This is a genomic window from Ruminococcus sp. AF31-8BH, from assembly GCF_003460605.1.
GTDB classification, from domain to species: domain Bacteria; phylum Bacillota; class Clostridia; order Lachnospirales; family Lachnospiraceae; genus Blautia_A; species Blautia_A acetigignens.
The window spans coordinates 122,398-132,262 of sequence record NZ_QTVN01000012.1; the positions used below are offsets into that span (position 1 = coordinate 122,398).

The window sequence follows — 9,865 nt, forward strand, 5'->3', positions numbered from 1 at the left end:
TTAAATACGGGCTACACCGGTTCTCTTTGCTGCCTCAGCAACCGCTTTGGCTACTGCCGGTCCTACTCTCTTATCAAATGCCTTCGGAATGATATATTCCGGAGAAAGTTCCTCATCTGTGATCAGATTAGCAAGTGCTTCAGACGCTGCCAGCTTCATCTCATCATTGATCTCTTTTGCTCTCACATCAAATGCACCACGGAAGATTCCAGGGAAAGCAAGTACATTGTTAATCTGGTTCGGGAAATCACTTCTTCCTGTAGAAACAACTTTTGCCCCGCCTGCCTTTGCGTCATCCGGGAAGATCTCCGGAGTCGGGTTTGCACATGCAAAAACAACTGCATCTTTATTCATGGTCTTAACCATCTCTGTTGTAACGGCACCTGGTGCGGAAACACCGATAAATACATCTGCGCCGACCAGCATATCTGCAAGAGAACCGGATTTTTTAGCCAGGTTGGTAACTTTAGCCATTTCATCTTTGATCGGATTCATACCTTCCGGGCGTCCCTCATAGATTGCACCCTTTCTGTCGCAGAGGGTGATATTCTTAAATCCGGCTGTAAGAAGCAGACGTGCAATAGAGATTGCTGCTGCTCCGGCTCCGTTCATTACAATACGGACATCCTCTTTCTTCTTGCCAACAACTTTAAGTGCATTGGTAAGACCTGCCAGTGTAATGATCGCAGTACCATGCTGGTCATCATGGAAGATCGGAATATCACATTTTTCTTTCAATTTCTTCTCGATTTCAAAACATCTCGGTGCGGAAATATCTTCCAGGTTTACTCCACCGAAGGAACCGGAGATCATATAGATTGTATTTACAATTTCGTCCACATCGTTGCTTTTAATGCAGAGCGGGAATGCATCCACATCACCAAATGCCTTGAAAAGGACACATTTTCCTTCCATAACCGGCATTCCGGCTTCCGGTCCGATATTTCCAAGTCCAAGAACAGCAGAACCGTCTGTAACTACCAGACACATGTTCCATCTTCTTGTGAGTTCGTAGGATTTGTTTACGTCCTTCTGGATTTCCAGACAAGGCTGTGCAACTCCAGGTGTATAAGCAAGTGACAGATCATCCTTATTTTCTACAGGTACTCTTGTTACAACTTCAATCTTACCTTTCCATTCTCCATGCAGTCTTAAAGATTCTTTTGCATAATCCATTTCTGTTGTCCTCCCTGGTATTTTCTAATCTCATCTATTAATAGTTTCCTGTAAAGAATTTGCTGTCTTTTGGAAGCTCATATCCATCAAAATATTTATCAAAGTCAAGTTTGAGATATCCACACAGATTAGCAAGTTCGACCATCGTATTATCGTTTACAGGTAATCCATGCTCTCTTCTTTCTTTTTCTGCAAAAACTTCTTTTTCACCATGTGTATAAATACGGTCTTTGCCTTCTGCCTTCGGGCTTTCTCTCAAAGTTTCCAGGTATTCTGAAAAATGTCTGCGGATTGCCTGAGGATCACCAAATAAAGCCGGATCGATTGCCATAAATCCATGGCAGATTCCTGTTTTATCCGGGAATGTGCAGCAATGATCCGAAGTGACACCCATGGAAAGAATGGAACTGAACAGTTCACACAGCATACCATATCCATATCCCTTGTGGCTTCCTGTAACTTCTTCATTTCCACCAAGAGGCATGATTCCGCCACCCTTCTTTGCAACAATATTGGCAAGGACATCCGGTGCATCTGTGCTTGCATGACCATCTTTATCCAGCGCCCATCCATCAGGAAGCGGTTTCTCCATTTTGTTGTACATTTCGAGTTTTCCTCTTGTAACTACCGTGGTAGAACAGTCAAAGAAAAACGGATACGGGTCTGCCGGCATAGCTACTGCAATTGGGTTTGAGCCAAGCATGGCTTTTTTGCCAAACGTAGGAACCATAATAGCCTCTGAATTGGTGCAGGCCATTCCCAAAAGTCCCTCATCGCACGCCATCTTTGCATAATATCCGGCAATACCGAAATGATTGGACTCACGGACAGTTACAATTCCAACTCCGGTTTTTTTGGCTTTTTCGATGGCTTTTTTCATTGCATAAACGGAAATAAGCTGTCCCATTCCATTATGGCCGTCAATCACTGCAGATATCGGTGTTTCAAATACAACTTCAGGCTTCGCCTGCGGATGGATCGTTCCCTTTTCGATTCCCTTATGATAACGCACCATTCTCTGCATACCATGACTTTCTATTCCATAAAGGTCAGCCGTAAGAAGCACATCCTTGATCTGATTGCTTTCTTCCTCTGTAAAACCAAACGCCTTGAATACGTCTCCGCAAAAATGATTCAGTGTCTCATATGACCATTTCACATATCCCATTGTTTCGTCCCTCTTTCCGGCATTGCCAGTTTTGTTTATTGGCATTACCAATTTGTATTTTGATTATACCACTGGTATTACCAAAACGCAATAGAGGTCATATCAATTTATCCTGTAAAAATGCCCAAAATTTCTCAGGATTTTTTTTGCATTTCTTCCATATAGCGTTCAATCGTATCCATATGTTCGGACATACATCGTTCCGCCTGTTCTGCATCTCCGTTGATGATCGCCTCAACAAGCCGATGATGCTGGTCATCAACCTCTTTGGCAGAATTATTCTTTTTCATAATGTAGTCTCTCGTCCCGGAAACAATATTCTCAGTCAGCTGATCCGCTGCCGCAAGGACACTGTAAACCATCGGGTTATCTGCGATCTTTGCAATCTTCTGGTGAAGTTCGCGATCCAGTTCACCCCGTATCTTTTCATCTTCTGCTGCGTCCAGCCGTGCAAGAATCACCCTTAATTCTGCTGCATCCAGCGGTGTGCACTTTCTCGCTGCAAGAATTGCTGCTTCTCTTTCCAGTGCCGCACGGAACTGCTGATTCTGGCGCAGATATCCATGATTTAATTTAAAAAGTATGGATAAGGGTTCGATCAGCCAGGTATCCAGATCCTCCGTAATATAATTCCCGCCTCCCGGCACCGGCTTTACTATTCCCAACAGTTCCAGTGCTCTCAGAGCTTCTCTGACTGCCGGTCTGGACACTCCCATGGTCTCCGCCATTGTCCGCTCTGCCGGAAGGGCAGCTCCCGCTTTGAGATTGCCATTCTGAATGTTCTCTATGATCTGATTTAAAATCCCGTTAAAAGCCCGTTCATCCCCAATTTCTTTAAACATACTCCATGCCTCCACATCCCATTTCCGTCCGTATATTCTTACAGACGGTATTATTTTTACTGTCTTTCCCATACAATTTATTTTGGGTACAACTGCACAGTATGGCAGTTATTTCTTATTCATATACATTATCAAAATACAAAGGTGCTTATTCTTGCAACAACCAATCAGCTATGTCGTGAATCTTGATTCCTTCATAGCTATATTTTGGATGTTTGGTTCGAGCAATAATCATTTTCGGATAAGCACCTCAGATCTGAAGCAGACTGACCTTATTAGTAGAAATCAATGAAGATAATATTGATGTATTGTTTTCATATAGTCACCCACTTTCAAAAATTGAAAGTTCTTCATTTCTTGAAACTGCTCCAATGTATTTATTATATTGTCTGTTAATAACATATGCAAGATGCCTCTATAAAATAATAATACCGGTACTGGATATCAAGATCCCGCACTGGTTTATTGATTGCTCTCTGGTCTCCATTGCAATACTTCATAATCACTTCTTATTCCTGAGACAATGTTTCCAAATATATTTTTCTTATGTGAACGATTTTAAAATTATCAATATACATCAGTTTTTTTCGATTTCTCAACCAGCTTTACGGCAGAATCTCAAGCCAGTAGCCATCTGGATCTACGATGAAATAAATTCCCATTGCTTCATTTTCGAAGCAAATGCATCCCATCTCTTTGTGCTTTTTGTGTGCTGCCTCGTAATCCTCTGCCTGGAATGCCAGGTGGAATTCGCATTCACCCAGATTATATGGCTGTGGATGATCTTTAAGCCAGGTAAGTTCCAACTCAAAATCACTTACATCGTTGCTCAGATACACAATGATAAAATCATCTGTAGTCTTTCTTCTCACTTCGTGCAGATCAAGAGCCTCGTTGTAAAATTTAATAGATCGCTCCAGATCTGACACATTGTAGTTTTCGTGAATCATCTTAAACTTCATAATTCTTCTTTTGTACATTCTGTGTTTTTAATTCGTGACTTATATTGTGGGCATTCAGTAATAAACCGCTTAATTACACTGGCATCATTCCAGTAATGCATTGGAAAAATGACATTGCAATCTACATTTTTAAGGAAATACAGGATTCCGTCAGCATAGTGATCTCCCTGCCTCGGATCTAAGGGGACAAATGCAGCGTCAAAATGCATACCCTTGATTTTGCTGATCTCCGCACGATATGCTGAAGTAAGTCTCTGATTGTCAGCTTTCGGCTCACCATCCCAATACCAGTCGTTTAAGTCACCGGCATGATAAATGGTGCCTTCCTTTGTTTTAACAATAAATGCTACACCACTATCGTTAGATAGCAATGTATCGACTTGGGTGCCATTATCCAGCTTATAAGTCTGATCATGATAAACATATGTAATCTTCATATCCGACAGATGATTCCTTTTTCGTATATCATTCGCCAGAACTGTCTGATATGTCATTCCCATATCGTCAAGGATCTCAAAAATCACAGGATTAAAATGATCCTTATGAAAATGACTGCAAAAAACAATTACTTCTTTTTTCTTGTCAAGAAGTGGTAATTCACCCTTATAATAGTCAAAAATATAGTAGCAATCTTTAGTTTCAATTAAAAATCCACTGTGTTTAATGTAAGTAATTTTCATCACCTTTATAAAATAACTCCTTTTTCCCTATAAGCTTACAGACGAATACCTGGCGTTCATCCACAACCCAGAAGATGTCTAATATTCTTTTGAGATTTCCTCTGTTATCTCATATATCTCTTTGAATTTTTCTAAGTCTTCCGACGATCTGATCAGCATGATCTCTTCGATTTTTCCGGTCCGTATATCTTTAAATCCTGCTACTTCTTCTCCGGTGCAAATGCTTGCACGAATAACTGGTTTCATCTGTTCTCTGTCATATGTTTTTTTCACGATTTTCTTTTTGAATAATCCCATGCTACCTCCCCATCTCCGAATATCTTCGGTAACAAGATCAACTATTTAATTTCTGGAACATTTTTCTGCATCGATTGCCAGTACAAACATCAGCGCATCCAACGCATTTCCTGGATCCTGCACATCAATAACATATGTATCCGTCATATGAAACAGTTCTTTACTAACCCGTGCAATTGAATAACCGCTTCGATCAAGAATGCTATAGTCCCATTCCATAATGGTTCCATCAATATGCCATCCATTGTAATCAATATTATAATGTGGCGTCAGGAATGAGAATTCTTTGCTCAGGCATCCGATATAACTGCCGTTTTTATAAATTTCGAATTTAGGAAGAAAAGTAAGTACTTTCTGAACAACCATTCCCACTTCATTTCCATAGGCATCATAAATTACAAGTTTATGTCCCCAGGACAACTGACCTTTTACTACATAAACAGTGTTGCCTGCTTCATCATAGATATCATAGCTGTCAAACCATGAAAACAGCCTTTGTTTAAATAATAACTTCATAACTTTTCACCACTCTCTCCAACAGATATAATTGGTTCTTTACACTTCTTCGATATTGGCTACGTGGATTTTTCCATCAGGTTGTGTATGGCTTTTCCATTGCTCTTTTGTTATGACATTTGTATGGCCAACTCTTATCTCATTAAGCAATGGTACTGGAACCTCATCGCAAGTATGATGATAAATAAATCCAAGTTTCTCCTGTACTCTTTTGGACTTTTTATTTCCGTCATAATAGCCACACCATATTGTAGTCATTTCAAGCGTTTCAAATCCTCGTTTCATAAGCGCATATGCCGCTTCTGGCATATACCCTCTGCCCCAGAATGGTTCTCCCAACCAGTAACCAAGTTCACATTCATCATCTCTATCTGTCATATCTGTATGTCCGTTTAGTTTTAGTTCAACAGCTCCTATTGCAACATTATTCTCTTTTTCACAGATTGCATAGCATTCTGCTCCGGTGAAAACATTGTCAATAACATATTTACTTGATTCGATATCCTTGTGAGGAGGCCATCCGGCAATTGGCCCTACTTTTGGATTTTTTGCATAAGTAAACAAACTTTCTGCATCATCTTGCGTCCACTTTCTTAAAATCAATCTTTCAGTTTCTAGTATCATTTTAAAATATATCCCTTCAGTATTCAATTTCGATTTTACCTTGGTGAACAAAGTCGCGTCCCTTTAGCCGATAGCTATGGGGATTCAATTATTGCTCTTTTCCTTAAGTTTATCATACTGGGTGTTTTGGTAAAAGTTTTTTTATTCAAGAAATCAATTTCAGGCATGACAAACAAACCTCCTATGCGGAAGTCATTTATTCTATGCAATTGTAGATTTTAACATCTCACATGTGCATGAAAAGAAGAACTGTATTTATCTTTGCGGGGTGATACCATATTCCCTCCGCAAGAAGAACATTTGCATACATCGATGTGATACAAAACCTTTATCATTTCTACTGCATTTAGATTTTTTAATGTAGAAATGTATTTCTTGCATCCAAGCAGGTTTCTGCAGAGAGTTATCTTTTTTCTCTTGTTTCTACATGATAGCAGACCATAGTGCCGGATTCTGACAAATCGTTTGGGTGGAACATGCATCATGAATCGACGGATGAATTCTTCTCCTGAAATTGTTTTCTCTTTCCAGTGGCCTTCGTTTTTATAGTCTTTTACTGCATATGTAACTGTCGTATCCGTCATGGATTTGATTCGATGATTACTGATTGCTATCCTGTGGGTATATTTTCCAAGATAATTGATAACCGGCTGTGCACCATTGAAAGTTTCTTTGCAGTAAGAGACCCAGTTCTTTTCATAACACTTATCAAGAAGTTCTTTAAAACGATAGCTGTTCTGATATTTCTCTGCTGTACCATGAAATTTAAGCTTAGAATCATTCCACAGGCTTTTTAACTCATCCAGATATTTTCCGCGGAACACTTTCGAGATAACACCATATGGGAGAAAAAAATTTCCACCTGTATCTTTCCATTTATTCTCGTATGTTCTCACTATCGGAATCGTACTCTGTCTGTTCTACATAATCTGCGGAACAGTCTCGTTTGTACGGATAAAAAAATAAACTGAGCCACGGCTGTTCCAACATGAAATCAGCCGTGGCCTTATTTATATCATTTCACTCTTTTTTGAAATAGAACAACACCACAGCAACAACTCAAATCGACTTAAAATTCCAGGCTATTCGCATTCAGCAAGAAATGCTTCATTCCCATGATGACAAAACCTTCATCATTTCTCCAAGGCTTTTTGCTGCCATTTACAATGACGATCTTCTTGAAAGAGTCCGGGATATTACGCAGAGAATTGAACTCCTGCGTCTGTTTTTCTTCCGAAGTCATGTCATATGCAACCTGGATATAGTATCTCTGGTTTCCTTGATTCACCACAAAGTCAACCTCCAACTGCTTGCGAACACGTTTGCCCTCTTTATCCTTATCGAAGATATCCACGACACCCACATCAACATTGTAGCCACGGATCAGCAGCTCATTATAAACAATGTTCTCCATGATATGAGTAGGCTCCTGCTGTCTGAAATTCAGACGTGCATTTCTCAGTCCCAAATCAGTAAAGTAGTATTTCAGATTTGCACCGATATACTTTCTGCCCTTAATATCGTATCGGCTTGCCTTGGAAATCAAAAAGGCATCTGTCAAATGGTCGATATGCTTGGAGATGGTTTTATTAGCATAAGTCATCTGGCGCTCACTGGCAAAGGTATTGGCAATCTTTGAAGGGTTGGTCGGTGCGCCGATTGCAGATGCAAGCACATCAACCAGAATCCCAATCTCATCCACGTTCTGAATCTTATTTCTTTCAATAACATCCTTCAGATAGACATTTGCAAAGATGTTCTTCAGATAGTCCGCTTTCTGTCGTTCGCTCTGGAAACTTACGATCTGCGGCAATCCTCCGTAGATCATGTAGTCATCCCAGGCATCATCATAATCGCCGTCATAGACAGAATAAAACTCTGCAAAGGAGAGAGGGTAGATTCTAATCTCATCACCTCTGCCACGGAATTCGGTCACAATGTCGCTGGACAGGAACTTGGAATTACTTCCGGTGACATACACATCAATATTGCTCATGCGGAGCAGGCTGTTCAGCACTTCCTCAAATCGTGGCATGAACTGCACTTCATCCAAAAGGAGATAATACTTCCCGTCGTCTTTCATGGCATCCTTGATGTACTTGAAGCATACCTTGGGATCTCTTAATTCCCCGTTCTCAATACCATCCAATGCAATTTCAATAATATGATCAACATCAACGCCGTTCTCCAGTAAGTATCTCTTAAAGATGGTAAACAGCAAAAAGGATTTGCCACATCTACGAATGCCGGTAATCACCTTTATCATTCCATTATCTTTTCGCTCGATCAGCTGCTGTAGGTAAGCGTCTCTTTTAATCTCCATCGTTACACTCCCCATTTCCGTGCATCTACACACTTTTTAGTAATGAGATTCTATCACAGAACGACCTGAATTTCAATATGTATTCCCATTTTATGTACATCTACACACTTTTATGTAATGTTGATAAATATATTTTCAGATTTTTTTGATTGCAGTGTCTATAATCGATTACTCCAATCGTTATTATAGGTAGACAACAAAAAGAAGATGGTTCCGATGTTTCATTAAATATGTTCGTTAGTCTTTTACGCAAAGGATTCTATCTCCTCTGCGCCTAATGCTTTTCGGATTCAGTTCAACAAACTGGATTTTGTTTTTTGATACTTATTACACTTTTGCTTTTTTTCTTAATCATACATATTGCTGCTAAAGTAACTATAACATAACCTAATAGTGCAATAATTGATGATTCAATTCCAAATTCTCCACCAGTGAAAACAAAGTCTTTTGAATCAAGTACATATGTCATAACCGAATATTCATCTGCCTTTTCGCTTATTGATAAACCGCCGCCAATAATTAAAATATTCCAAAGTGAATGGACAATTCCGCTGTTCCAAACAGAACCACTTTCAATAGCAACCATTGAGAACATTATTCCCACCATTGTTCCTGCAATAAGAACCAACAGGCTACTTATAATGGAAAAATCCATTCCTATAATATGTACTAATCCAAATAAAACTGATGGAATTAATACAGCTACTTTAATATTCCATTTCTCTTTTAACAGATTTAGAATAACTCCTCGAAAAACCATTTCTTCAACAAAACCAGCGGCTATGCCTGTAAAAGCAATACCAGCACTCAGTGTTGAAAAAATCTGATTACTATTCATTCCAGAAGAAACGTACTTTCCAGAAAAGAAAAAAAGATAAACCGCTTTTACTGTCACAGGTAATAATACACCTACAATAATCCATTTAGCTTTAATTGAAAATTTTGGCATTCCCAAATTTTCTATTTTTATTTTAAGTAGTCTTTTTGAAAATAATTCACTTAAAACAAATGCTAATCCAACATATATAATTCCTGCTATAATATTGCATATACCTTCTGGAATTTTAACCAAAACAAACAAACTTGCCACTAACTGAGCTAATATTTGAGCTACTATCAATACAATGATGGCCCCCAAAGCCCCTCCTATCGTCTTTCTTGTACTCATAAAAAGCTCTCCTTTACCTTCATTATTGCAAAAATTTACTACCAACTTAACAAATCCCGATTGAACAAAATCGCTGCGCGATGGCCTGCCAAGGCTGTGGCGCAGTTTT

Annotated in this window: 10 protein-coding genes and 1 pseudogene; all 11 read right to left on the reverse strand. The window is 39.3% G+C overall.

Annotation, left to right across the window (positions count from 1 at the left end; translation table 11 throughout):
- Positions 1-1,176: a malic enzyme-like NAD(P)-binding protein gene (locus tag DWZ38_RS15370; protein ID WP_117853961.1), complete on the reverse strand. Its 1,176-nt coding sequence runs from the start codon at positions 1,174-1,176 to the stop codon at positions 1-3.
- Between the two features lie 37 nt (positions 1,177-1,213).
- Positions 1,214-2,344: an Ldh family oxidoreductase gene (locus DWZ38_RS15375; protein WP_117853963.1), complete on the reverse strand. Its 1,131-nt coding sequence runs from the start codon at positions 2,342-2,344 to the stop codon at positions 1,214-1,216.
- Positions 2,345-2,478: 134 nt separating this feature from the next.
- Positions 2,479-3,186, reverse strand: a complete 708-nt coding sequence (locus DWZ38_RS15380) for a FadR/GntR family transcriptional regulator (protein ID WP_117853966.1) — start codon at positions 3,184-3,186, stop codon at positions 2,479-2,481.
- A 605-nt stretch (positions 3,187-3,791) separates the two neighbouring features.
- On the reverse strand, positions 3,792-4,148 hold the full coding sequence (locus DWZ38_RS15390) for a VOC family protein (RefSeq protein WP_117853969.1): 357 nt from the start codon (positions 4,146-4,148) through the stop codon (positions 3,792-3,794).
- A complete protein-coding gene (locus DWZ38_RS15395) occupies positions 4,145-4,828 on the reverse strand; it encodes an MBL fold metallo-hydrolase (protein WP_117853971.1) in 684 nt (227 codons plus the stop codon). The genes DWZ38_RS15390 and DWZ38_RS15395 overlap by 4 nt, the downstream gene beginning before the upstream one ends.
- A 78-nt stretch (positions 4,829-4,906) precedes the next feature.
- Complete coding sequence (locus DWZ38_RS15400) at positions 4,907-5,125, reverse strand: aspartate dehydrogenase (RefSeq protein WP_117853974.1); 219 nt, start codon at positions 5,123-5,125, stop codon at positions 4,907-4,909.
- 45 nt (positions 5,126-5,170) lie between these two features.
- Positions 5,171-5,641, reverse strand: a complete 471-nt coding sequence (locus tag DWZ38_RS15405) for an LURP-one-related family protein (protein ID WP_015514812.1) — start codon at positions 5,639-5,641, stop codon at positions 5,171-5,173.
- A 39-nt stretch (positions 5,642-5,680) separates the two neighbouring features.
- Complete coding sequence (locus tag DWZ38_RS15410) at positions 5,681-6,292, reverse strand: GNAT family N-acetyltransferase (RefSeq protein ID WP_347519942.1); 612 nt, start codon at positions 6,290-6,292, stop codon at positions 5,681-5,683.
- Positions 6,293-6,483: 191 nt separating this feature from the next.
- Positions 6,484-7,149, reverse strand: a pseudogene (locus tag DWZ38_RS15415) (transposase); the annotation flags it as partial.
- 185 nt (positions 7,150-7,334) lie between these two features.
- The gene (locus tag DWZ38_RS15420) at positions 7,335-8,588 is read right to left on the reverse strand and encodes an ATP-binding protein (protein WP_117853977.1); all 1,254 of its coding nucleotides are present in this window, start codon (positions 8,586-8,588) and stop codon (positions 7,335-7,337) included.
- 295 nt (positions 8,589-8,883) lie between these two features.
- Positions 8,884-9,865: type II CAAX endopeptidase family protein (locus DWZ38_RS15425; RefSeq protein WP_243000294.1), on the reverse strand; the 982-nt coding region annotated here is incomplete at its 5' end.

Coding starts and splice junctions, on each gene's coding strand:
- DWZ38_RS15420 (WP_117853977.1), bottom strand. CDS start 8,588: ATGGAGATTAAAAGAGACGCTTACCTACAGCAGCTGATCGAGCGAAAA.
- DWZ38_RS15370 (WP_117853961.1), bottom strand. CDS start 1,176: ATGGATTATGCAAAAGAATCTTTAAGACTGCATGGAGAATGGAAAGGT.
- DWZ38_RS15400 (WP_117853974.1), bottom strand. CDS start 5,125: ATGGGATTATTCAAAAAGAAAATCGTGAAAAAAACATATGACAGAGAA.
- DWZ38_RS15380 (WP_117853966.1), bottom strand. CDS start 3,186: ATGTTTAAAGAAATTGGGGATGAACGGGCTTTTAACGGGATTTTAAAT.
- DWZ38_RS15395 (WP_117853971.1), bottom strand. CDS start 4,828: ATGAAAATTACTTACATTAAACACAGTGGATTTTTAATTGAAACTAAA.
- DWZ38_RS15375 (WP_117853963.1), bottom strand. CDS start 2,344: ATGGGATATGTGAAATGGTCATATGAGACACTGAATCATTTTTGCGGA.
- DWZ38_RS15405 (WP_015514812.1), bottom strand. CDS start 5,641: ATGAAGTTATTATTTAAACAAAGGCTGTTTTCATGGTTTGACAGCTAT.
- DWZ38_RS15390 (WP_117853969.1), bottom strand. CDS start 4,148: ATGAAGTTTAAGATGATTCACGAAAACTACAATGTGTCAGATCTGGAG.